This window comes from Agromyces salentinus, assembly GCF_009749395.1.
GTDB classification, from domain to species: domain Bacteria; phylum Actinomycetota; class Actinomycetes; order Actinomycetales; family Microbacteriaceae; genus Agromyces; species Agromyces salentinus.
Map to the genome: position 1 here is coordinate 285744 of NZ_WBIR01000003.1, position 24043 is coordinate 309786.

18 protein-coding genes and 1 pseudogene are annotated in these 24043 nt (G+C 70.9%); 15 read left to right on the forward strand and 4 right to left on the reverse strand.

The window, feature by feature from the left end; genetic code table 11:
• Position 1 precedes the first annotated feature (1 nt).
• The 5 genes from GQQ95_RS05730 to GQQ95_RS05750 all read left to right on the forward strand — a co-directional run bounded on the left by GQQ95_RS05730 (position 2) and on the right by GQQ95_RS05750 (position 4374).
• The gene (locus GQQ95_RS05730) at positions 2-637 is read left to right on the forward strand and encodes a CoA transferase subunit B (RefSeq protein ID WP_212275305.1); all 636 of its coding nucleotides are present in this window, start codon (positions 2-4) and stop codon (positions 635-637) included.
• Between the two features lie 108 nt (positions 638-745).
• Positions 746-1480, forward strand: a complete 735-nt coding sequence (locus tag GQQ95_RS05735) for a hypothetical protein (protein WP_157426685.1) — start codon at positions 746-748, stop codon at positions 1478-1480.
• Between the two features lie 227 nt (positions 1481-1707).
• Positions 1708-2838 (forward strand): YihY/virulence factor BrkB family protein, encoded by a 1131-nt coding sequence (locus GQQ95_RS05740; RefSeq protein WP_157426686.1) that lies wholly within the window; start codon positions 1708-1710, stop codon positions 2836-2838.
• A gap of 99 nt (positions 2839-2937) precedes the next feature.
• A complete protein-coding gene (ispG, locus tag GQQ95_RS05745) occupies positions 2938-4068 on the forward strand; it encodes a flavodoxin-dependent (E)-4-hydroxy-3-methylbut-2-enyl-diphosphate synthase (protein WP_157426687.1) in 1131 nt (376 codons plus the stop codon).
• 102 nt (positions 4069-4170) lie between these two features.
• Positions 4171-4374 (forward strand): hypothetical protein, encoded by a 204-nt coding sequence (locus tag GQQ95_RS05750; RefSeq protein ID WP_157426688.1) that lies wholly within the window; start codon positions 4171-4173, stop codon positions 4372-4374.
• A gap of 67 nt (positions 4375-4441) precedes the next feature.
• Here the strand turns inward: GQQ95_RS05750 and GQQ95_RS05755 are convergent, their stop codons facing one another.
• Positions 4442-5701: an FAD-dependent oxidoreductase gene (locus tag GQQ95_RS05755; RefSeq protein WP_157426689.1), complete on the reverse strand. Its 1260-nt coding sequence runs from the start codon at positions 5699-5701 to the stop codon at positions 4442-4444.
• Between the two features lie 170 nt (positions 5702-5871).
• Here GQQ95_RS05755 and GQQ95_RS05760 point away from each other — a divergent pair, with 170 nt between their 5' ends.
• The 3 genes from GQQ95_RS05760 to GQQ95_RS05770 all read left to right on the forward strand — a co-directional run bounded on the left by GQQ95_RS05760 (position 5872) and on the right by GQQ95_RS05770 (position 10378).
• Complete coding sequence (locus GQQ95_RS05760; protein ID WP_157426690.1) at positions 5872-6513, forward strand: PadR family transcriptional regulator; 642 nt, start codon at positions 5872-5874, stop codon at positions 6511-6513.
• A gap of 260 nt (positions 6514-6773) precedes the next feature.
• Complete coding sequence (locus GQQ95_RS05765) at positions 6774-8498, forward strand: hypothetical protein (RefSeq protein WP_157426691.1); 1725 nt, start codon at positions 6774-6776, stop codon at positions 8496-8498.
• Positions 8499-8611: 113 nt separating this feature from the next.
• Positions 8612-10378: a proline--tRNA ligase gene (locus GQQ95_RS05770; RefSeq protein ID WP_157426692.1), complete on the forward strand. Its 1767-nt coding sequence runs from the start codon at positions 8612-8614 to the stop codon at positions 10376-10378.
• Between the two features lie 84 nt (positions 10379-10462).
• On the opposite strand, the gene GQQ95_RS05775 is transcribed toward GQQ95_RS05770, so the two are convergent.
• Positions 10463-11272, reverse strand: a complete 810-nt coding sequence (locus GQQ95_RS05775; RefSeq protein WP_157426693.1) for a DUF1206 domain-containing protein — start codon at positions 11270-11272, stop codon at positions 10463-10465.
• A 236-nt stretch (positions 11273-11508) separates the two neighbouring features.
• Between GQQ95_RS05775 and GQQ95_RS05780 the strand changes: the two genes are divergently transcribed.
• The gene (locus GQQ95_RS05780; RefSeq protein ID WP_212275307.1) at positions 11509-13584 is read left to right on the forward strand and encodes a PhoX family protein; all 2076 of its coding nucleotides are present in this window, start codon (positions 11509-11511) and stop codon (positions 13582-13584) included.
• Between the two features lie 56 nt (positions 13585-13640).
• Here the strand turns inward: GQQ95_RS05780 and GQQ95_RS05785 are convergent, their stop codons facing one another.
• Positions 13641-15146 (reverse strand): alanine/glycine:cation symporter family protein, encoded by a 1506-nt coding sequence (locus tag GQQ95_RS05785; protein ID WP_157426694.1) that lies wholly within the window; start codon positions 15144-15146, stop codon positions 13641-13643.
• A gap of 188 nt (positions 15147-15334) precedes the next feature.
• On the opposite strand from GQQ95_RS05785, the gene nusA reads away from it, so the two are divergent.
• The 4 genes from nusA to rbfA all read left to right on the forward strand — a co-directional run bounded on the left by nusA (position 15335) and on the right by rbfA (position 20313).
• Complete coding sequence (gene nusA / locus GQQ95_RS05790; protein WP_157426695.1) at positions 15335-16333, forward strand: transcription termination factor NusA; 999 nt, start codon at positions 15335-15337, stop codon at positions 16331-16333.
• A gap of 43 nt (positions 16334-16376) precedes the next feature.
• Positions 16377-16640, forward strand: coding sequence for a YlxR family protein (locus tag GQQ95_RS05795; protein ID WP_157426696.1), 264 nt, complete (start codon positions 16377-16379; stop codon positions 16638-16640).
• Between the two features lie 40 nt (positions 16641-16680).
• Positions 16681-19530 carry a translation initiation factor IF-2 gene (infB, locus tag GQQ95_RS05800; protein WP_157426697.1) on the forward strand — a complete coding sequence of 950 codons (2850 nt, stop codon included), beginning with the start codon at positions 16681-16683 and terminating at the stop codon, positions 19528-19530.
• Between the two features lie 252 nt (positions 19531-19782).
• Positions 19783-20313, forward strand: coding sequence for a 30S ribosome-binding factor RbfA (gene rbfA / locus GQQ95_RS05805; RefSeq protein ID WP_157426698.1), 531 nt, complete (start codon positions 19783-19785; stop codon positions 20311-20313).
• Between the two features lie 30 nt (positions 20314-20343).
• On the opposite strand, the gene GQQ95_RS05810 is transcribed toward rbfA, so the two are convergent.
• Positions 20344-21234 (reverse strand): HhH-GPD family protein, encoded by an 891-nt coding sequence (locus GQQ95_RS05810; RefSeq protein WP_157426699.1) that lies wholly within the window; start codon positions 21232-21234, stop codon positions 20344-20346.
• Between the two features lie 56 nt (positions 21235-21290).
• Between GQQ95_RS05810 and GQQ95_RS05815 the strand changes: the two genes are divergently transcribed.
• A complete protein-coding gene (locus GQQ95_RS05815) occupies positions 21291-21878 on the forward strand; it encodes a nucleoside/nucleotide kinase family protein (RefSeq protein WP_157426700.1) in 588 nt (195 codons plus the stop codon).
• Between the two features lie 317 nt (positions 21879-22195).
• Positions 22196-24043 (forward strand): annotated as a pseudogene (locus GQQ95_RS05820) (hypothetical protein); the annotation flags it as partial.

Here is a 24043-nt window from a genome sequence, read left to right on the forward strand (position 1 = left end):
GATGGCGCTGACGAGGCTCGAGATGGCCGCCCGCGCGGCCGAGGAGCTCGCCGACGGTTCCTACGTGAACCTCGGGATCGGGCTCCCGACCCTGGTGCCGAACCACGTGCCCGAGGGCGTGACCGTCGTGCTGCAATCCGAGAACGGCATCCTGGGCGTCGGGCCGTACCCGCGCGAGTCCGAGGTCGACCCCGACCTCATCAATGCCGGCAAGGAGACCGTGACCGTGCTGCCGGGGGCCGCCTACTTCGACTCGGCGACGAGCTTCGGCATGATCCGGGGCGGCAAGATCGACGCCGCGATCCTCGGCGCGATGCAGGTCTCCGCCACCGGCGACCTCGCCAACTGGATGATCCCCGGCAAGATGGTCAAGGGCCCGGGCGGCGCGATGGACCTCGTCCACGGAGCACGCCGCGTCATCGTGCTCATGGAGCACGTGGCCAAGGACGGCACTCCGAAGATCGTGCGCGAGTGCTCGCTGCCGCTGACCGGCCGCGGCGTCGTCGACCGCATCGTCACCGACCTCGCGGTCATCGACGTGACGCCGGAGGGGCTCCGCCTCGTCGAGTGCGCGCCGGGCGTGAGCGTCGACGAGGTGATCGCGGCGACCGAGCCGCCGTTGCTGGTCGGCGCCTGACCCGGGTTCGTTACCGGATCGTCGCCTCCGAAGCTTCCCGACCGGCCCGTGCCGCTGGGAGGATCTGGGCAGTGGCGTCGGATGCCACCACGGAAGGAACGGTGCCCGATGCCCCGCACTGCTCGCCTCGGGTCGATCCTCGCGATCGGTGCGATCCTCGCCCTGTCCGGATGCGCGGGCACCGCCGACGCGGAGTCGGCACCTGCACCGACGCCGACGGCGCCTGCATCGCCGGCGTCCTCGCCGGCGCCCTCGACGTCGGCGACGGCGACCGCGGCCGACCCCGATCCGCTGGCCGGGGTCGTGGCGCTCGTCGTGCGCCCGCAGACGCTCGAGCTCCGCGATGCCGCCGGTGGGGTGGTCGACTCCCTCGACTACATGTCCGATCCGGCAGAGTCGATCGCCGTCCTCACCGACCTGTTCGACGAGCCTCCGGTCGTCGAGCCGTACGAGGGGACGAACCACACCCCGCCCGGCACCTTCCATTCCTGGGGGGACCTCGTGGTCGACGAGCGGCACTACGACGAGGAGCGCCGAGAGGGCCACGCGCTCGACTACGTGTGGCCGCGATTCGCCGTCTACTTCGACGGGCCCGACGCGGGCGGCCTCGAGCTCTCGAGCGAGCAGGGGTTCCACGCCACCGACGACTGGACGTCGTTGGCCGGCGACCCGGTGTTCGACGCGGCGCTCTGGACCTGCGTCGGTGTACCCGTCGAGACCCTCGAACTCACTCGCCCCGACGAGCGCGCCGAGACGGCGACCGTGGTGGCGACGGCCTCGGAGGACGAGACCACGGTCGAGTGGCTGGGCGCGCCGGTGATGATCGCGGACGGATGCGCCTGAGCACGGGTCGCCGTCCACGAGCGCGGCGACCGGCGTGGGCCCGCGACCCGGGAGACCGCTTCGCCGGGCGCGCGGCGAGGGCACTATAGCGCCCGCTGCTCGATCTGTGGAGGGCCTGTGCCCGGTTCGGATCCCGTCGAACACTGGAACGACCGGCACCGCTGCGAGGGCCGGGCCGGCGACCGCCTGATGGCTCGTCCCGGCATCCGTGGACCGAGGAGGAGATCATGACCGCTCCGGTGACCCGTCCGCAGGACGGCGCCCCCGCGCCCGAGGACGACCGCAAGCCGGACTCGCCCAAGGAGGTGACCAAGCGCTCGTGGCTCTACGTCCTTCGCAAGAGCTTCCGCGAGTTCATCGACGACCAGTGCCCTGATCGTGCAGCGTCGCTCACGTACTACGGGGTGCTGGCCCTGTTCCCCGGGCTGCTGGCGCTGATGTCGCTGCTCGCGCTCGTCGGGCAGGGCCAGCGGGCCATCGACGCCCTGTTCGGGATCGTCGAGCAGGTGGCGCCCGGTCAGGCGCTGGACATCATCCGAGGTCCGCTCGAGGACTTCAGCACGTCGCCGGCTGCGGGGCTCGGCTTCGTGACCGGCCTCGTGCTCGCGATCTGGTCGGCCTCCGGCTACGTCGGCGCCTTCAGTCGGGCGATGAACGAGATCTACGAGATCGAGGAGGGGCGGCCGATCTGGAAGCTCCGCCCCATGCAACTCGTCGTGACGATCATCACGCTCGTGCTCATCGTCGTCATCGCGGTCATCCTGGTGGTCTCGGGGCCGGTGACCGAGGCGATCGGGGACGCGCTCGGCCTCGGCGAGGCCGTCGAGGTGGTGTGGGAGATCGCGAAGTGGCCGTTGCTCGCGCTCGCCGTCATCCTCGCGATCGCGATCCTCTACTACGCCACGCCCAACGCGAAGCAGCCGAAGTTCCGGTGGATCAGCCTCGGCGCGGTGGTCGCCATCGTCGCCCTGGTGATCGTGTCCGCCGGTTTCGCGCTCTACGTCGCGAACTTCTCCAACTACGACCGGACGTACGGGTCGTTCGGCGGGGTGATCGTCTTCCTCCTCTGGTTGTGGCTGGCGAACTGCGCGCTCCTGTTCGGGGCCGAGTTCGACGCCGAGCTCGAGCGCGGCCGCCAGTTGCAGGCCGGCATCGAGGCCGAGGAGCAGATCCAGCTCCCACCCCGCGACACCAGGAAGAGCGACAAGGCGGCGCGGAAGGACCAGGAGGACGTCGAGCTCGGTCGGCGGATCCGGCTCGACCACGGCGCCTCCGAGGACACCGGGAGCCCCGAATCCGGCGCGTCCGGCGGCCGCTCGCGGGACGACGCCGTGGAGACCGACCGCGGGCCTCGCTGAATCGCCTCGCGCGAGCCGCGTCCACGAAGATCCGTTCGATGGAGGCCACGCCCAGCGGGCCGGACGTAGACTCGTCTCGTGCCTGCTGTGAATCTCGGAATGCCGAAAATCCCCGAAGTCCTGGCCCCTCGACGCAAGTCCCGCCAGATCAAGGTGGGCAAGGTCCTCGTGGGCGGAGACGCCCAGGTGAGCGTGCAGTCGATGACGACGACGCCCACCACGAACATCAACGCGACGCTGCAGCAGATCGCCGAGCTGACGGCCTCGGGATGCGACATCGTGCGCGTCGCGGTGCCGAGCCGCGATGACGCCGAGGCGCTGCCGATCATCGCCAAGAAGAGCCAGATCCCGGTGATCGCCGACATCCACTTCCAGCCGAACTACGTGTTCGCCGCGATCGACGCCGGCTGCGCGGCGGTGCGCGTGAACCCCGGGAACATCCGCAAGTTCGACGACAAGGTCGGTGAGATCGCCGCGGCGGCGAAGGCGGCCGGCGTGAGCCTCCGCATCGGCGTCAACGCCGGCTCGCTCGACCCGCGCCTGCTCCAGAAGTACGGCAAGGCGACGCCCGAGGCGCTCGTCGAGTCGGCGGTCTGGGAGGCGTCGCTGTTCGAGGAGCACGACTTCCACGACTTCAAGATCTCGGTCAAGCACAACGACCCGATCGTCATGGTCAAGGCCTACCGCCTCCTCGCCGAGCGCGGCGACTGGCCCCTCCACCTCGGCGTGACCGAGGCGGGGCCCGAGTTCCAGGGCACCATCAAGTCGGCGACGGCCTTCGGCATCCTCCTCGGCGAGGGCATCGGCGACACGATCAGGGTCTCGCTGTCGGCGCCGCCCGCGCAGGAGGTCAAGGTCGGCCTCCAGATCCTGCAGTCGCTCAACCTGCGCGAGCGCAAGCTCGAGATCGTCTCCTGCCCGTCCTGCGGCCGCGCCCAGGTCGACGTCTACAAGCTCGCGAACGACGTCACCGACGGGCTCGAGGGCATGACCGTGCCGCTGCGCGTCGCCGTCATGGGCTGCGTCGTCAACGGACCCGGCGAGGCCCGCGAGGCCGACCTCGGCGTGGCATCCGGCAACGGAAAGGGCCAGATCTTCGTCAAGGGCGAGGTCATCAAGACCGTGCCCGAGTCCGAGATCGTCGCGACCCTCATCGCGGAGGCCAACCGCATCGCCGACGAGATGGGCGTGGACGCCCCGGTCGGCAGCCCGCAGGTGCTCACGCCCTGAGTCGTCCCGGGCGTCACCCCGTCGCGCCGGGCCCGCCCCGCGGCTAGTGTGGGCCGCACGGGTGCCCGAGCACGCGGCATCCGCTCGAGAGAGGGGATCGTCATGAGTGCAGACGGGACGTTCGAGTACCCGGACCAGGCCGGGTATCCCGACGGCATGGGCACGCTCCACGAGGGCACGGAGGACGTCGCCGAGGCATCCGAGGCATCCGGAGAAGACGGTGGGCCGGATGCCGCGGCCGAGGCGGCCGGGTCCGACCTCGAGGAGTTCGCCATGTCCGATGAAGAGGACGACGAGGGCGTCTGACCCTCGCCGGAGCGAGCGGATGGCCGGACGCCGGCCCCCGGGGATGCGGACGCCCGGACGCGGACGGTCAGCCCGGCGCGACGAGCGTCCGGAGCCTCGCAGAGTCGGGCGCCAGACCCTCGGCCACCGTCATCGCCGAGCGCACGGCGCTCTCGTGGGAATCCGCGTCGTGCATGGCCAGGCCGGCGAGCCACAGGCCCTCCGTCCCGTTCAGCGGCGCGAGCCGCGCCTGCGCGTCGAAGTAGTCGGGCGTGATCCGTCCGTGCTCGTAGGTCACGACGGCGTGGAGCGGGTGCGGCATCCGCTCGTCAAAGGTGACCCAGCTCTTGAACACGGGCAGTCCGAGCCGGGGATTCCACACCGACAGCGAACTGCGCTCGCCGTGCAGGCGCGCATTGACGACCGACCACGACGCCTCGTGGGCGGGCATCAGGCGCCGGTCCCCGTGGATCGCGATGGTCGTCGTGAACGTCTCGAACCTGGCGAGCTCTCCGGCGATTCCGGCGAGCGAGGGGATGTGGCCGACGAGTGCATGGGCGCGCTTCGGGTTGCAGGCCAGCACCAGCCGATCGAACGCGTCGGTGCGCCCCACGGCATCGGTGACCTGCCAGGTGCCGTCGAGGCGTTCGACCCGCACGACCTCGGCACCCCGGCGGACCTCGGTGCGTTCCAGCGAGTCGACGATCGCGTCGACGTAGACGCGCATGCCGCCGACGATCGTGCTCTGGACCGGCGCACGGAATCCACTCGTCGCGTTCTCGCCGAGGTAGTAGAGCGCGTTGTAGGCGGCGAACCCGAGGAACTCAGCTCGCTCGACGCACCAGAAGGCGAGGAGCAGGGGGAGGAGGAAGCCCTCGACGAACGGCTTCGGCAGCCTCGCGCGCTCGAGGTACTCGCCGATGGTGACCGTGGTGTCGCGCCTGGCCAGGAACGCGGGCAGGTCGTCGAGGAACGCCCGGAACCTGAGGAGCGTCCGCAGGGACGCCGGCGAGAAGGAGGGAAGGATCGGACGGCCGCCGCGCATCGGCGGCATCGCGATCGGGTGCTGCGCCCGCATGTCGAACACGGTCAGCGTGGCGTCGTAGGTCTCCCGGACGACGCCCAGGGCGTCGAGCAGTCGATTGAAGCCGGCGTACGTCGTGCCGGGGGAGAAGAACTCGAAGCCCGCGTCGACCCGGAGCCGGCGCCCGTGCGCCTCGATGTCGACGGTGTCGGCATGGCCGCCGAGGCGCGCCTCGCGCTCGAGGAGGATCACGTCGTGGTGCCGGTCGAGGAGCCACGCGGTCGTGAGCCCCGCGCCGCCGCCGCCCACGATGCCGACCCTCATCGCGGGGCCGTGGCCGGCAGGCGTCGTGTGCGCACGCGCTCACCATACGGCACACGATCGGGTCCGCCGCGGACGACTTGACAGCGATACAATAGCGATATATCGTAAACACATCGCAGAAGTTCTGCGAATGCTCTTTCATCAGGGCAGGACGAAAGGAGTCCGCGCTCATGACACGCGAACACTTCACTGAAGGCGACCTCCGCCGCTCCGCAGACCGGCACGGCCGGATGCGCCACCACTTCCGCAGCGAGGGCCGCTTCCACCGCGACCCCGGCCACGGCTTCGGCCACGCGGGCCCCGGGTCGTGGGGCGACGCCGCCTTCGCCGGCGGCCCAGGATTCGGGCCCGGCTTCGGCGGCCGCGGGCCGCGCCGCCGGCCCAAGGGCGACGTGCGGGCGGCGATCCTGTCGCTGCTCGCCGAGGCACCGAGCAACGGGTACGCCATCATCAAGGCCGTCGCCGAGAAGACCGACGGCGCCTGGCGGCCGAGCCCCGGCTCGGTCTACCCGACGCTCCAACAGCTCGTCGACGAGGGCCTCATCGTCGCCGTCGGCGAGGGCCGCAAGACCGAGTTCCAGCTCACCGACGAGGGCCGCGCCTACGTGGCCGACCACGAGTCCGAGCTCGCGAACGCCTGGGACGCCATGCCCAAGCCGAGTGAATCGGCCACCGAGCTCTTCCAGGCGCTCGGCAAGCTCATGGGTGTCGCGGGGCAGTTCCGTCACGCGGCGAGCGACGAGCAGCGCGCGGCGGCGACCGCGAAGATCGACGAGGCGCGCAAGGCGCTCTACCTGATCCTCGCGGAGTGAGCCGTGCGGCCGATGCGGGGGGATCCGCGTCGGCCGCCATGGATCGAACACGAGAGCACCCGCCGGGCGTCGAGCCCGGCGGGTGCTCTTCCGCGTGCCCGCACGCGTCCCCCGAACTGGCGGTGCGCCGGCGGCCGACGTCAGGGCGGACCCTGACATGGCGAGGTCGATGCGGGCGTATCGTGACCGCCGTCCGGCTCGATTCCCGGACTGGACACCCGCCAACCCGTTCCCCCCGGGCCCACTCGAACGGAGCGAACATGTCCACCCAACCTTCCCAGCGAGCCCGCGTCGGACTCGCCGCGGGCGCCGTCGCGATGATGGCCGCGCTGGCCCTCGCACTCGCCCCCTTGCCCGCGATCGCCGACGACGCCGTTCCCGATCCTCCGGCATCGTCGGAGGAATCGGCCGCGTCCGCCGAGCCGGTGCCGGCCGTCGAGCCCGCCGCGGTCGCCGAGGCGCCGGATGCCGCGGCAGCCGTCGTGAGCGGGGAACCGGCCGCCGACGAGTCGACGACCGAGGAGCCGGCCGCCGACGAGCCGGCGACCGACGAATCCGCCACCGGTGAACCGGCCGTCGAGCCCGAGCCATCGGTGCCCGCTGCTCCGGTCGTCGACGACGGGGAGCCTGCCGCCGAGCCGGCCCCCGAGCCGGCCGCCGAGCCGGCCGCCGAGCCGGCCCCGTCCGGGGGCGAACCCGCCGAACCATCCGAGGGCGGAAGCGAGGCTCCCGGTCGGGGTGACGCCCCCGCCGCAGTGGAGCCCCCCGAGGTCGTCGTCGCAGCGCCGGAGGCCACCGTCGAGGAGACGCTCGCCGCCGACGTCGACGAGCCGACGGTGACCCTGTTCGCCGCCGCCGAAGCCGGCCCCGTCGCGGCCGCGCTGCCGACCCCCGGCAGTCCGTGCTACCCGGCCGTCTGCATCACGAACGGCACGATCCTCCTGGCGGTGAACCCGACCGGAGAGCTCAACACGCCCGACGCGACGGGCTCGGTCGCCGGACCGGGCGATGCCGGCCTGGAGTACGTGCCGACGGGCAACGATTCGACCTCGCCCGGATGCCTCTGCGAGGGCTGGGGCGTCGCGGACCCCGCCTCCGGGGTCTGGGGCGGTGCCGATCTCGATACCGAGGGCGAGGGCGGCACGAACCTCGTGGTCGAGTCGTTCGAGTTCACGGGCTCGACGGCCACCTCGGTCGTCCTGGTCAACGACGCGGCGAGCGCACCGGTGTTCCGCGTGACGCATCAGTACGTGCCCTCGCCGGCGACGAAGAACCTGTACCAGGTCAACGTCACCATCGAGAACGTGTCGGGCGCGCCCATCGCGACCGTGCAGTACCGACGCCTGATGGACTGGGACATCGAGCCGACCGCCTTCGACGAGTTCGTCACGATCGACGGCGGCTCGGCGAGCGCCCTGTTCTACACGAGCGACGACGGCTTCGCGAGCCCGAACCCGCTCTCGGGGCCGTCGAGCATCCTGTTCGAGGGCAACGGCGTCGACCAGGGACCCGGCGACATCGGGGCGCTGTTCGACTTCAGGTTCGGCGGACTCGCACCGGGAGCCTCGCTGTCGTTCGTGATCTTCTACGGCGCGGCGGCGACCGAGGCCGAGGCGAGGGCCGCGCTCGGCGCGGCAGGAGCCGAGGCGTACTCGTTCGGGCAGAGCTCGGTCGATCCGGTGACCGGCACGCCGAACACGTTCATCTTCGCCTTCGGCAAGGTGGGCGGGACGCCGCTGTTCACGCCGGCGGGGACGCCCGGTGAGCCGGCGCCGGTCGTCGAGCCGGCGACGCCCGCGGCCGTACCCGCTGCGGTCGTCGTCGCGGACGCCCCTGCCGACGTGGTCGCCGTCGACGACGCCGCGCCCGTGCTCGCCGCGACGGGCACCGAGCCCGTGCTGCCCGGCGTGCTCGCGCTCGCCGCGCTCGTGCTCGGCGCCATCGCCGTGGCGGCATCCGCCCTGGCACGTCGCAGGGCCGCCTGACACGGTCCGGGGGAGCGGGCGGGGCCGAGCGCCCCGCCCGCTCCTCGGTGCCTCGCCCGCCCTTCACGGTATCGACCGTGATCGCGGCATCCGACGCTCAGTAGACTCGTCGGGTGCCCACACGCCTTTCCAACTACTTCCTCCGTACGCTCCGCGAAGACCCCGCCGACGCCGAGGTGACCAGCCACCGCCTGCTCGTGCGCGCGGGGTACATCCGCCGGCAGGCCCCCGGCGTCTTCGCGTGGCTGCCGCTCGGCCTGCGCGTCAAGGCGAAGATCGAGAAGATCATCCGCGAGGAGATGACGAACGCGGGCGCGCACGAGGTGCACTTCCCGGCGCTGCTGCCGCGGGAGCCCTACGAGGCGTCCGGCCGCTGGACCGAGTACGGCGACGCGCTCTTCCGCCTGCAGGACCGCAAGGGCGCCGACTACCTGCTCGCGCCCACGCATGAAGAGGTGTTCACGCTGCTCGTGAAGGACCTCTACAACTCCTACAAGGACCTCCCGCTCTCGATCTACCAGATCCAGGACAAGTACCGCGACGAGGCGCGTCCCCGTGCCGGCCTCCTCCGCGGCCGCGAGTTCACCATGAAGGACGCCTACTCGTTCGACATCTCCGACGAGGGGCTCGAGGCCAGCTACCAGGCGCAGCGCGACGCGTACGAGCGCATCTTCACCCGGCTCGGCCTCGAGTGCGTCATCGTCAAGGCGGATGCCGGCGCCATGGGCGGCTCGAAGAGCGAGGAGTTCCTGCACCCGACCCCGGTCGGCGAGGACACCTTCGTGCGCTCGGCCGGAGGCTACGCCGCCAACGTCGAGGCGTTCACGACCGTGGCGCCCGAGCCCACCTCGGTCGAGGGCCTGCCCGCCGCGGAGATCCTCGACTCCCCGAACACGCCGACGATCGCGACGCTGGTCGACCTCGCGAACGCCCACCACGCGCGCCCCGACGGGCGCGAGTGGACCGCCGCCGACACGCTGAAGAACGTCGTGCTCGCGCTCACGCACCTCGACGGCACTCGCGAACTCGTCGTCGTCGGGCTCCCCGGGGACCGCGACGTCGAGATGAAGCGCGTCGAGGTCGCCTTCGCGCCCGCGGAGGTCGAGCCCGCGACCGAGGCCGACTTCGCGAAGCATCCCGGCCTCGTCAAGGGCTACATCGGCCCCTGGTCGCCCGACGGCCCCGTGCTCGGCGAGGCGTCGACCACCGGCATCCGCTTCCTCGTCGACCCCCGCGTCGTCGACGGCACCGAGTGGATCACGGGCGCCAACCTCGACCAGAAGCATGTGTTCGGACTCGTCGCCGGTCGTGACTTCGTCGCCGACGGCACGGTCGAGGCATCCGACGTGCGCGCGGGCGACCCCGCTCCCGACGGCTCCGGCCCGGTCGAGCTGGCCCGTGGCATGGAGATCGGCCACGTCTTCCAGCTCGGTCGCAAGTACGCCGAGGTGCTGGGCCTCAAGGTGCTCGACGAGAACGGCAAGCTCGCGACGGTCACGATGGGCTCCTATGGCATCGGCGTGACGCGCATCCTCGCGATCATCGCCGAGGGCAACAACGACGACAAGGGCCTCGTCTGGCCGGCCTCGGTCGCGCCGTTCGACGTGCACGTGGTCGCCACCGGCCGCGACGCCGTGGCGTTCGAACTCGCCGAGCAGGTCTCGGCCGAGCTCGAGCAGGCCGGCCTCGACGTGCTGTACGACGACCGCCCGAAGGTCTCGCCCGGCGTGAAGTTCGGCGACGCCGAGCTCATCGGCGTGCCGTTCATCCTCGTCGTCGGCCGCGGTGCCGCGGAGGGCCAGGTCGAGCTGTGGGACCGCCGCTCCGGAGAGCGGCGGACGCTTTCCGTGGCCGAGGCGGTCGCCGCGCTCCGGGCCTGAGGCGCGGCGGGTCGCCCGACGCAGGCGGACATGCGGATCGCCCGGGGAGTTCCCCGGGCGATCGGCATGTGCGGCGGCGGGTCGTCAGATCTTCGCGTAGCGCGCCCGGAAGAAGCAGTAGACGCCGTAGACGATGACGCCGGCTCCGACGAGCCAGAGGATGATCTGGCCGAACGGCAGCGACGCGAGGCTCTTCAGCGCGGAGTCCAGGCCGCCGGCCTTCTCGGGATCGTGGGTGAACGCCGCGACGACGAACAGGACGCCGACCACGGCGACCGCGATGCCCTTCGCGACGTAGCCCACCGTGCCGAGCGTGCGGATGCCGCGGCCGACCTTGCCGGCCGGCAGCGACAACTGGCGTTCGAAGTCCTTGCGGATGCCGCGGACGACGAACGCGACGCCCACCCCGAGGATGACGAGCCCGACGAGGACGAGCAGGAAGACGCCGCCGGGGCTCGAGAGCAGCTTCGCGCTGAAGGTGGTCGTCGACTTCGAGGAGTCCGAGGATCCGCCGAGGGCGTACACGATCGCGGTGATGGCGATCGCGAGGTACGCGGCCGCGGTGCCGATCTCCTTCGCACGCCGACCCCACTTCTTCTTCGCATCGGCATCCTGCTCGGTGAAGGCCTCGACGAGCTGCCACAGCGCGAGCGCGATCAGGCCGAGGGCGATGATCCAGAGCACGACCACCCCGAACGGGACGCGGGAGATCTGCTGCATCGCGCCGCTCTGGTCGGCCTTGCCACCGCCCGAGCCGATCGCGACGGACACGGCGATCGCGCCGATGACGATGTGGACGATGCCGAGCACGACGTAGCCCACGCGGGCCAAGGTGCGGAAGGTGCTCGAGCGTTGGGCGGCGCTCGCAGTCGACTTGAGGGATTCCGGGTTCATGCGTGCAGCGTATCGACGAGTCCGCCTCGCGCCCGCCCCCTTGCGTCCGCGTGGTTTCGGGGGTATCGCGCGCGGCCGGCGCGGTCACGCATGAGCGCCGTCGCCATCGACGAGGGCGGCCCGTGCTCCGACGGTTCACGCGGCGGCCACCTCGTGTTCACCGGGGCGGCGCCTCCGCGTCGACTCGCGCGCGCACCCTCGGACCGACCCCTTCGTCGAACGTGAGGACCGCTGACATGACGATCTCCGACCAGGCCCGGCCCCGGATGCTGCCCATGGCCGATCACGTGCGGGGCAAGCGCTCCGCGGTGACCTGCCAGCTGAAGTGCGCGAACGCGTGCCTCGGCCCCGAGTGCAACACCTCGGACAATGCGCATTTCCGCGACATCGCCTCGGCAGCCCTCACGAGGCGGTCGGTGCTCGGCCTCGGTCTCGCCGGGGCCATCGGCCTCGCGGTCGCCGACGCCGTCGGCGGGGCGGGCGGGGCCCGGGGCGCAGCGGCGTTCGCCGCACAGCCGGGACGGACCGGCCTCGCCTTCGACCCGATCGCTCCTGTGAACCGGCTTGTGGACGACTTCACCGTGCCCGCGGGGTATCGGTGGCAGCCGATCATCCGCTGGGGCGACCCGCTCTTCTCCGCCGTTCCGGCACTCGACTTCGAGCACCAGAGCGCCGAGGCGCAGGCCGGGCAGTTCGGCTACAACAGCGACTACCTCGACATCATCGCCGACCCGAGCGGGAAGACCGCCGTGCTCGTCAACAACCATGAATACGTCAATCCGAACATCATGTTCCCCGCCACGACCGATGCCGCCGAGCGCCGCCGCCGGGGCGACATCTACAAGGCCGCGCAGGGCATGTCGGTCGTGGAGCTCCGTCGCCGCAAGGTCGGCGAGCCGTGGTCCTACGTCGTCGACGGCCGTCGCAACCGCCGCGTCACGGTCGAGACCGTGTTCGAGCTGACCGGTCCGGCGGCCGGGAGCGACCTCGTGAAGACCGCCGCGGACCCCGAGGGCCGCTGGGTGAAGGGCACGCTCGGCAACTGCGCGGGCGGCACCACGCCGTGGGGCACGGTGCTGTCGGGCGAGGAGAACTTCAACGGCTACTTCGCCTGGGCCGCCGACACCGCGGCGCAGAAGCGGTACGGCAGCACGGCGACGACCTCGACGGAGAACGGGTGGGAGGCCTACGACCCGAGGTTCGACGCCCACGACCCGTCCTTCGTGAACGAGCCCAACCGGTTCGGGTACATCGTCGAGATCGACCCAGAGGACCCGACCTCCACGCCGGTCAAGCACACCGCGATGGGGCGATTCAAGCATGAGGGCGCGAACGTCATCATCGCCGAGGACGGGCGCGTCGTGGCGTACATGGGCGACGACGAGCGCAACGACTACCTCTACAAGTTCGTGTCGAAGAACCGCTTCACCGGCAACGGGAAGGGCAGGGGCAAGGGGCGTCGCCGCGACGACATGCGCCTGCTCAGCGAGGGTGACCTGTACGTCGCGCGCTTCACGGGTGATTCCCCGGCCGGCGAGATCACGGGCGCCGGCGGCCTGCCGGGCGACGGCGCCTTCGACGGCGTGGGCCAGTGGATCCCGCTCACGAGCAACGGCGTGAGCGTGGTACCCGGAATGTCGACCGAGGAGGTGCTCGTCTACACGCGGCTCGCGGCCGACCGCGTGGGTGCCACCAAGATGGACCGCCCGGAGGACGTCGAGCCGAGCCCCGTCACGGGGAAGGTCTACGTGGCGCTCACGAACAACAGCAACCGCGGCGGCGCGAGCGCACCGGTCGACGAGGCGAACCCGATCTCCGGCAACCGCTACGGCCACGTCATCGAGCTGACCGAGACCTCCGGCCAGGCGGGCACGTCGTTCGGCTGGAGCATCCTGCTGCTCTGCGGCGACCCCTCGACGACGGCGCCGACATACTTCGCCGGATTCCCGAAGGAGCTCGTCTCGCCGATCTCCTGCCCCGACAACGTGGCGTTCGATTCCGAGGGCAACCTCTGGATCTCGACCGACGGTGCCCCGGGCACCATCGGCTACAACGACGGGCTGTTCAAGGTGCCGCTCGACGGCGAGCAGCGCGGCAACGTCCAGCAGTTCCTCGCCGTGCCCCGTGAGGCGGAGACGTGCGGACCGGTGATCCACGATCGCGAGGGCCTCGTGTTCGTGGCGGTGCAGCATCCGGGCGAGAACGGTGCGGTGGGCGACCAGCACTCCTACTTCCCGGACTACGTGCCCAGGCACGGCGGCGGCGATGCCGCGGCGCCGCGCCCCTCGGTGGTGCAGGTCTTCCGCGCCTAGAGCGGCTCGCCTCGACGGGTGGCGGATGCCGCGGCATCCGCCACCCGTCCGGCGACTCAGTCCTCGTGGTGCAGGTGATCCCGGTGCTTGTCCGCCTGGTGGTGCGCCGTCGCCACCTCGATCGGGCCGGTGACCGAGCGCTCGTCCACCCAGCACTCGATGCCCGTGACCCCGGGCAGCAGGTCGCGGGTGAAGACCGGGTCGCGACCGTGTCGCCGCTGGCGCGTGTAGTCGCGGAGCAGCGTGAAGGCGATGCCGGAGAGCAACCCGATGGCCACCAGGTTGACCAGCGCCATCAGGCCCATCATGCCGTCGGCGAAGTTCCAGATGAGGTCGGCACCGGCGATGGAACCCACGAAGATCGCGACGACCACGAGCAGGCGGTACGCGGTCAGGACGGAACGACGAGGCGTGATGAACTCGATGTTGGATTCGCCGTAGTAGTAGTTGCCGAGGATCGAGCTGAACGCGAGCAGGAAGATCACGACGGAGAGCAGGATGCTCGCCCAGGAGCCGAGGTTCGAGACGATCGCGTCCTGCGTGAGGCCGATGCCCCTCGTGGCGCTGCCGAGGTCGGGGTCGGACACGAGGATGATGAAGGCCGTGATCGAGCAGACCAGGAACGTGTCGAAGTACACGCCGAGCGTCTGCACGAGTCCCTGCTTGACGGGGTGGGTCACGGCGGCGCTCGCTCCCGCGTTCGGCGCAGAGCCGAGCCCCGCCTCGTTCGAGAACATGCCGCGTTTCACGCCCGTCATGATGATGGTGCCGAGCGTGGCGCCGACCACCTCGTTGAACCCGAACGCCTCGGTGAAGATCGAGGCGAAGACCTCGGGGAACTGCGTGATGTTCATGGCCACGACGACGAGCCCGATGAGCAGGTAGAGCAGCGCCATCAGCGGGACGACCGCCTGGGTCACCGAGGCGATGCGTCGCACGCCGCCGAACACGACCAGGGCGGTCAGCACGGCGAGTCCCGCGCCGACGACCCACGGGATCCAGTCGGCGCCGCCGTCGGGCGCGACGGTCGAGCTCACGGTCGCGCTGATCGTGTTGGCCTGCAGCGACGAGAACGCGAACGGGAAGCAGATGATGAGGATGACGGCGAAGAGGATGCCCGCCCACCTGGCCTTGAGCCCGCGCTCGATGTAGTACGCCGGACCGCCGCGGAACCCGTCGGCGTCACGCACCTTGAAGAGCTGGCCGAGCGTGGACTCGACGAAGCTCGAGGCGCCGCCGATGAACGCCATCAGCCACATCCAGAAGATCGCACCCGGGCCGCCGATGGCGATCGCCGTGCCGACGCCCGCGATGTTGCCGACGCCGACCCGCGAGGCCGCCGAGATCGTGAAGGCCTGGAAGGCCGACACGGACTGCGGTTCGCCGGACTCGTCGCGCGGGGTCTTGTCGGTCAGGGTGCGGAACATCTCGGGGATGAGCCGGAACTGCACCACGCCGGAGCGCACCGTGAAGTAGAGGCCGAGGATCACCACCACGGGCAGGACGATCCAGGTCCAGAGCAGGTCGCCCGAGGAGAGCACGAAGTCGTTGACGGCATCCATGTGCACAGCATGGCAGCGAGGGGCTGCGCGCGCACTCGTTCCGCGCGGCGGTTCGACGAGGTCGGATGCCGCCGGCGCGCCGCGCGCGACCGCGGTCCGTGGCTCCCGGCCGCCCGCGACATCCGCTAACCTAGAGAGTCGTCCGCACGTGGGGAGCGGCACTGAGAGCTGAATAGAGGAGGCCGGCGATGGATATCGACCTCAGCGTGCTCCGCATGATGGAGCGCGAGAAGGAGATCCCGTTCGACGAACTGGTGCAGATCATCGAACAGGCCATTCTCATGGCCTACCTGAAGCACACGAACCCCGGCCAGCACGGCCACGCGAACCCCGATGGCGCGCGTGCCGAGCTCGATCGGAAGACCGGTCACGTCTCGGTCTTCGTTCCCGAACTCGACGAAGAGGGCAACGTCATCGGCGAGGCCGAGGACAGCCCGAGCGACTTCGGGCGCATCGCGGCCTTCGCCGCGAAGCAGGTCATCAACCAGCGGCTCCGCGACCTCGCGGATGACGCCGTGCTCGGCGAGTTCCGCGGGCGAGAGGGCGACATCGTCGCCGGCGTCATCCAGCAGGGCCCCAACCCGCGGATGATCCACATCGACCTCGGCACCGTCGAGGCGATCCTCCCTCCCGAGGAGCAGGTGCCGGGCGAGGAGTACCCGCACGGCCAGCGCATCCGCGTGTACGTCACGAGCGTGTCCAAGGGCACGAAGGGCCCCTCGATCACCGTGTCGCGCACGCACCCGGCGCTCGTGCGCAAGCTGTTCGCGCTCGAGGTGCCCGAGATCGCCTCGGGCGTCGTCGAGATCGTCTCCCTGGCCCGCGAGGCCGGGCACCGCACGAAGATCGCGGTTCGCGCGACCCAGCCGGGCATCAACGCCAAGGGCGCCGCCATCGGCGAGCTCGGGCAGCGCGTCCGTGCCGTCACCGCCGAGCTCGGCGCCGAGAAGATCGACATCGTCGACTACTCCGACGACCTCTCCACCTTCGTGGCGAGCGCGCTGTCGCCGGCGAAGGTGACCAGTGCCTTCGTCATCGATGCGTCCACGCGAGCGGTCCGTGCCCTGGTCCCCGACTACCAGCTCTCGCTGGCGATCGGCAAGGAGGGCCAGAACGCCCGCCTCGCCGCGAAGCTGACGGGCGCCAAGATCGACATCCAGCCCGATTCGGTGCTCGAGTCGAACTGACCTGGCTCGGGCGTCGCAGGGCGCCCAGCCTCGGAGGTGTAGGATGGACCCCGTCAGAACGTGCATCGGGTGCCGTTCGCGCGCTCCACGATCCTCACTTCTGAGGGTCGTCTCCCAGAATTCCCACGTCGTCGCTGATGCGTCGGCCGTGCTTCCGGGGAGAGGTGCGTGGCTGCATCCGACACTCGAGTGCTACCGGCTCGCCGTTCGGAAGCGCGCCTTCGGGCGTGCGCTCCGCATTCGCGGCGAAGTGGACACCGGCAACGTAGAGAACAGGCTGAACACACAAGTGATGACCAATGAGTGACAACTAATGAGCGGCTCGAAATGAGTCCCGTCCGTTATTGATGGTCCCCCCTGTTCCGGGGTGGACCCGGAACAGGAGAGAAGTGGCTGCCAAACCACGTGTACACGAGATCGCATCCGAGCTCGGTGTCGACAGCAAGATCGCCCTTGAGAAGCTCAAGGAGATGGGCGAGTACGTCAAGGGACCCTCGTCGTCCATCGAACCCCCCGTCGCGCGCCGCCTGAAGGCCGCGCTCGAAGCAGCAGGTGCTGCAGCCAACGCCGCGCCCGCGGCCGCCGCACCCGCGGCGCCGTCGCGTCCGGCCGTCAAGCCCGGCCCGAAGCCGGCCCCCAAGCCCGTCGCAGCGCCCGAGGCCCCGGCCGAGGAGACCGCCGCGGCCGCGCCGGCCGATGTTCCGCTGACCGTGGCCGAGCGCCAGGCCCAGGCCGAGGAGCGCGCGGCGAACGCCGCCGCCGAGAAGGCTGCCGCCGAGAAGACCGGCGAGCCCGAGCCCGCCGCCGCGCCCGAGGTGTCCGACGCCGTCAAGCCCGGCACCGGCCCGAAGCCCGGTGGCTCGGCCCCGCGTCCCGGTGCTCCGCGCCCCGGTGCTCCGCGCCCCGGCAACAACCCGTTCTCGAGCTCGCAGGGCATGGGCCAGCGCCCCGCCCAGCCGCGCCCGGGCAACAACCCGTTCTCCAGTGCGCAGGGCATGGGCCAGCGGCCCAGCCCCGGCAACATCCCGCGTCCGCAGGCGCCGCGTCCGGGTTCGCCCCGGCCCGGTGCTCCGCGTCCGGCGGGTGCCGGCGGTCGTCCCGGCGGCGGCTTCCAGCGCCCGGGCGGTGCCGGTGCAGGTGCCGGCGCACGTCCCGGCGGCGGCGGTGGCTTCCAGCGCCCCGGCGGCGGTGCACCCGGTGCAGGCGGCTTCGGCGGCCCGCGCCCCGCGGGTGGCGGCGGCCGTGGTCGTGGCCCCGGCGGCGGCACGGCCGGTGCGTTCGGCCGCGGTGGCGGCAAGAGCAAGGCCCGCAAGTCCAAGCGGACGAAGCGCCAGGAGTTCGAGATGCGGGAGGCCCCGTCGCTCGGCGGCGTGAGCGTTCCCCGCGGCGACGGCAACACCGTCATCCGACTCCGTCGTGGATCCTCGATCTCCGACTTCGCCGACAAGATCGACGCGAACCCCGGTTCGCTGGTCACCGTGCTGTTCCACCTCGGTGAGATGGCCACGGCGACCGAGTCGCTCGACGAGGCCACCTTCGAGGTGCTCGGCGCCGAGCTCGGCTACAAGATCCAGGTCGTCTCGCCCGAGGACGAGGACAAGGAGCTCCTCGAGGGCTTCGACATCGACCTCGACGCCGAACTCGACGACGAGGGCGACGACGTCCTCGAGCAGCGTCCGCCGGTCGTGACCGTCATGGGCCACGTCGACCACGGTAAGACGCGCCTGCTCGACGCGATCCGCAACGCCAACGTCGTCGCAGGCGAGGCGGGCGGCATCACGCAGCACATCGGTGCCTACCAGGTGCACACCACGCACGAGGGCATCGAGCGCGCCATCACCTTCATCGACACCCCCGGTCACGAGGCGTTCACCGCCATGCGTGCCCGTGGCGCCCAGGTCACCGACATCGCGATCCTCGTGGTCGCGGCCGACGACGGCATCATGCCGCAGACGATCGAGGCCCTGAACCACGCGCAGTCGGCCAACGTGCCGATCGTGGTCGCGGTCAACAAGATCGACAAGGAAGACGCCAACCCGGCCAAGGTGCGCCAGCAGCTCACCGAGTTCGGCCTCGTCGCCGAGGAGTACGGCGGAGACGTCATGTTCGTCGACGTCTCGGCTCGCAACGACATCGGCATCCAGGACCTGCTCGACGCGGTGCTCCTGACCGCCGACGCCGGCCTCGACCTGCGTGCGAACCCCAACAAGGACGCACGTGGTGTCGCGATCGAGGCGAAGCTCGACAAGGGTCGCGGTGCGGTTGCGACCGTGCTCATCCAGTCGGGAACGCTCCGCGTCGGCGACGCGATCGTCGCGGGAACGGCCTACGGCCGCGTCCGTGCGATGACCGACGAGAACGGCGACGCCGTGCTGGCCGCGACCCCGTCGCGACCCGTGCAGGTGCAGGGCCTCTCGAGCGTCCCCCGCGCCGGCGACACCTTCCTCGTCACCGAGGAGGACCGCACCGCGCGTCAGATCGCCGAGAAGCGCGAAGCCGCCGAGCGCAACGCCCAGCTGGCCAAGGCCCGCAAGCGCATCTCGCTCGAGGACTTCACCCGCGCACTCGAGGAGGGCAAGGTCGAGTCGCTCAACCTCATCATCAAGGGTGACGTCTCGGGTGCCGTCGAGGCGCTCGAGGAGTCGCTGCTCAAGATCGAGGTCGACGACTCGGTGCAGCTCCGGATCCTGCACCGCGGTGTGGGTGCCATCACCGAGAGCGATGTCAACCTCGCGACGATCGACAACGCGATCATCGTGGGCTTCAACGTGCGACCCGACCCGAAGGCACGCGAGCGTGCCGCTCGTGAGGGCGTCGACATCCGCTTCTACTCGGTGATCTACAACGCGATCGACGAGATCGAGGACTCGCTGAAGGGCATGCTCAAGCCCGAGTTCGAAGAGGTCCAGTCGGGTGTGGCCGAGATCCGCGAGGTGTTCCGCTCCTCGAAGTTCGGCAACATCGCCGGTGTCATCGTGCGGTCGGGAACGATCACGCGAAACGCCAAGGCGCGCGTCATCCGCGATGGCGTGGTCGTCGGCGACAACCTCGCCATCGAGTCGCTGCGTCGGTTCAAGGACGACGTCACCGAGGTGCGCACGGACTTCGAAGCCGGTATCGGCCTCGGAAAGTTCAACGACATCCAGGTGGGCGACGAGATCGAGACCACCGAGATGCGCGAGAAGCCTCGCGCGTAGTCGTGGCATCGGGGTCCCCGCTCCTCCCTCCAGGGAGGAGCGGGGACCCCTACCCCCCGTACCGGCGTGGCGGGGGGGGGGGGGGAGCCGCACCCGCCCCCCCCGTGCTGCCCCCCCCCCCCCGGGGGGGGGGGGGGCGGGGGGGGCCCCCCCCCCCCCCCCCGGGCGGCGCGGGGACCCCTACCCCGATTCACGTCGAGGCGGTCGGGGCGGCGAAGCCGATCCGGCCTTGCCACGAAAGGAGACACTGCAATGGCAGATCCGGCACGCGCCAGGAAGATGGCCGACCGCATCAAGGAGATCGTCGCCCGGCGGCTCGACAAGGGCCTCCGCGACCCCCGACTCGGCTTCGTCACGATCACCGACGTCCGCGTCACGGGCGACCTGCAGCACGCGAGCATCTTCTACACGGTGTACGGCACCGATGAGGAGCGACGCGACTCGGCGCTCGCACTGAAGGCCGCCACGGGCATGCTCCGCACCGAGGTCGGGCGCAACATCACGGCTCGCCTCACGCCCTCGCTCGAGTTCATCCTCGACGCGATCCCCGAGAACGCCGACCACATCGCGGCGCTCCTCCGAGAGGCGCGCGCCCGCGACGCCGAGACCGAGGCGGCCGCGAGCACGGCGGAGTACGCGGGCGACGCGGATCCCTACGTCAAGTCGCGCGAGTTCGACGAGGACGAGGGCGGCGACCTCGCCGATGCGCCGGCCGAGGATCGCACCGAAGACGACGTCGACGACCTCGACGACCTCGACGAGGACGACACGGTCGTCCTCTGACCACCATGGCGTGAGCGGGTACCGCCCCGCTCACGCCGCCGGCAGCGTCAGTCCGTCGTCGCCGACGACCGCGAGGCCGTCGCCGACCAGCGTCTCGATCGCGCGATCGAGCTGCTCGGCGTCGGGCCAGATGGAGGCGAGCTCGCCCCGTGCCACCGGTCGGTGCGTGGCCCGGAGCTCGCGCATCACGAGCCCGCGCACCTGGCGGTCCGACCCCTCGAATCGGGCCTGCCGCGGCGCCCGAGGACCCTCGTGGTCGGGATACCCGGCCGCGCGCCACGCGCACTGCGCGGCGATGGGGCATCGGTCGCACGCGGGCGCACGGGCGACGCACACCGTCGCCCCGAGTTCCATCGCGGCGGCGTTGAACGTGCGCGCCGCGGCATCCGCCACCGGCAGCAGCGAGGACATGGCGGCCAGGTCGCGGGTGGTCGACGGCGGCCCGGGATGCCCGTGGCCGAGCACCGCTCTCGCGATGACGCGCCGCGTGTTCGTGTCGACCACCGGATGCCGCTCGCCGAACGCGAACGCCGCCACGGCCCTCGCCGTGTACGGTCCGACGCCCGGGAGGGCGAGCAGCTCGTCGAGCTCGCGGGGCACCTCGCCGCCGTGGCGTTCGACCATCGCCGACGCGGCGCGGTGCAGCCAGAGCGCGCGGCGCGGGTACCCGAGCCGGTCCCAGGCCCGGACGGCCTCGGCCGGGGGAGCGGCGGCCAGGTCGGCCGGCGTCGGCCAGCGCCGGATCCAGGCCTCCCACCGCGGCGTCACGCGCGCGACCTGCGTCTGCTGCAGCATGAACTCGCTCACCAGCACCGCCCACGGCGAGACCTCGGCGGCCCGCCAGGGCAGCGGCCTCGCGGCACCCGCGAACCACGCGTTCACGGCGTCGGCCAGTGGCGGTGCGGCGGCTCCTGCGGGCATCCTCCAAGCCTACGAGTCCGGATGCCCCGCGCCGGCCGCGCGGCTAGCATGAGCGCATGCAGCTGGTCACGACGCCCCGGGTGAGCTTCCTCCGCGAGCTGGCCGACGAGATCCTCGGCCGGTACGGGCGGGGACGTATGATCGTCGCGATCGACGGACCGGTTCGCAGCGGCAAGACGCGGTTCGCCGACGACCTCGCCGACGTGCTGCGCGAACGGGGGCATCGTGTCTTCCGGGCGAGCATGGAGGACTTCCACCGCTCTCGCGAGGCGCAGGACGCGTTCGGCGCCGACACCGCGGAACGGTACTTCCGCTACGGCTTCGACGAGTCCGCGTTGCGTCGGGTGCTGGTGGAACCGTTCCGGATGGGCGGATCGACCGCGTTCGTGTTGGCGGTCTTCGACCCCGCGCGCGACACCTGGGTGCAGCCGAAATGGGTCACCGGGCCGGCCGACGCCATCCTCGTGCTCGACGGGCGCTTCGTCCTGCGGCCACGGCTCGCCGAACTCTGGGACGTCCGCATCGCGCTCGACGGCGAGCCCCTCGACCCGGCCGACGTCCTCGCCTACGCCGAGGCCGATCCGCGGCGCACCGCGTCCGTGGTCGTCGACGACGGCGACGAAGCGCACCCCCGGCGCGTCTGACGGCTCCCCGCACGACTCCGGCAGGACGACCCCCACTTCGGGGGCGAACCGGCTCCGGTGAGATGACGTCACCCGGGTACGGATGTCCCCAAATCGGGGGACAGTTCGCACGGGTGCGCCCTCGTGGTAGACGAGCGGGTCGCGGCCACGCCATACTGAAGGTTCACAGCCCCTTGCCCCGGCCGTGCGAACCCCCAAGCCCCACCCCGAAGACCCGATTCTCCGACGCGTCCACCCCGGCGTGTCGACCCGCTGCGCTTCCGCGCGCCGCCGGCTTCGCCAGGTTCGCCGCCAGTTCGATCGATGGAGAACCCCGAATGCCCAACCCCAGTGGTTCGGTGCGTGCTGCCCTGCGCCGACGGCGCCCGCGCGCGACATCCGATTCCCCGAGCCTGTGGCGCCGTGCCGCATCCGTGCTCGTCACCCTCGCCCTCGCCGGCGGCCTCGTCGCGGTCGGTGCGGCCGCACCCGCCGCGGCGCACACGGGCGACCTGAAGGCCAACGCCGTCTGCAACACCGCCACGGGCGAGTACGACGTCACGTACACGCTCACGCTCAGCCAGGTCGGCAACGGCTTGACTGGCACGACCAAGTGGCGTGTCGGCACCGACAGCTTCGACGGAACGCCGAAGAGCGACGCGAAGATGGACCGGGGTCCGATCACGTCGAGCGGCAACACGACGATCACCCTCGGCACCGAGTCGCTCCCCGGCACGACGAAGACCGGTCCGTGGGTCTACGCGTACACGAGCTGGAGCGACCGCTACGCCAAGGGCTCCGACGGCCGTGTCGAGAACCTCGGCGGCGACTGCGGCGAGAACCCCGGCAAGATCACGTACTGCCACGCGACGAGCAGCGCCACCAACCCGTTCGTCCGCGTCGAGACGTCGGTGAACGCGTTCCTCAACGCGGGTCACATCGACCACGACGCCGACATCTGGCCGGCGTTCACGTACAAGAAGAAGGGCAAGACGATCGAGGTCCCGGCCCAGGGCGACCAGAGCCTCCTGCAGTTCGGCGACTGCGCGAAGCCGTTCGACTGGAACTGGGAGTACGCGGCACCGACCTGTACCGCGCTGACCGTCGTCTACCCCTCGAAGATCCCCGCCGGCCAGGCCAATGACGTCAACGTGCGCGTCATCGCCGACGGCAAGGAGATCACCCTCAACTTCCACAAGGACAAGGGCACCTGGTCCGGCACGGAGAAGTTCGTGTTCGCCGATCACGAGAACTGGACGGACCCCGATGTCTGGTCCATCGTCTGGGTCCAGGTCGCCGGCACCAACTACCACTGGCAGGGCAAGATCGACTGCGGCGACGCCGTGACGGTCTGCCACTGGGACGCGAGCACGGGCGGCTTCGAGAAGGAGACCATCGCGGTCAAGCGCTTCCTCTCCGAGAAGCACGGCACGCACGCCAAGGACATCCACCCCGCGTTCACGTACACCGACTGGTGGATCCTCTGGCCCGTCCAGAAGACCGTTCCCGCCAAGGGCGACCAGACGCTGCTTCAGTACCCCGATTGCACCAAGCCCCCGACGGAGCACCCGGCACCGCCCGCACCGCTCTTCACCGACGCGTGCGGACCCGACAACGAGGTGTTCACCGAGCCGGTCGACACCGACATGCTCGACTGGACCACGACGTACGCGGCCGACGCCATCAAGGTGGTCGTCGTCGCCAAGGCCGGCTACATCCTGCCGGTCGGTTCGCAGACGTCCTGGACCTACCCGATCGATGACGCTCCCTGCGTGATCGGCCTGGAGGGCGTGCCGTCGTTCGCCGACACGTGTGGTCCGGCGAACGAGTCGCTGACGCTTCCCGAGAGCACCGACAAGGTCCTGTGGGCGTCGTCGCGTGAGGGCTCGGTCATCACGGTGACGGCCACGGCCGCGACCGGCTTCGTCTTCCCCGAGGGCACGAAGACGTCGTGGACGTTCGACGTCGATGACGCTGCCTGCGTGATCGGTCTCGAGGGCGTGCCGTCGTTCGCCGACACGTGTGGTCCGGCGAACGAGTCGCTGACCCTTCCCGAGAGCACCGACAAGGTCCTGTGGGCGTCGTCGCGTGAGGGCTCGGTCATCACGGTGACGGCCACGGCCGCGACCGGCTTCGTCTTCCCCGAGGGCACGAAGACGTCGTGGACGTTCGACGTCGATGACGCT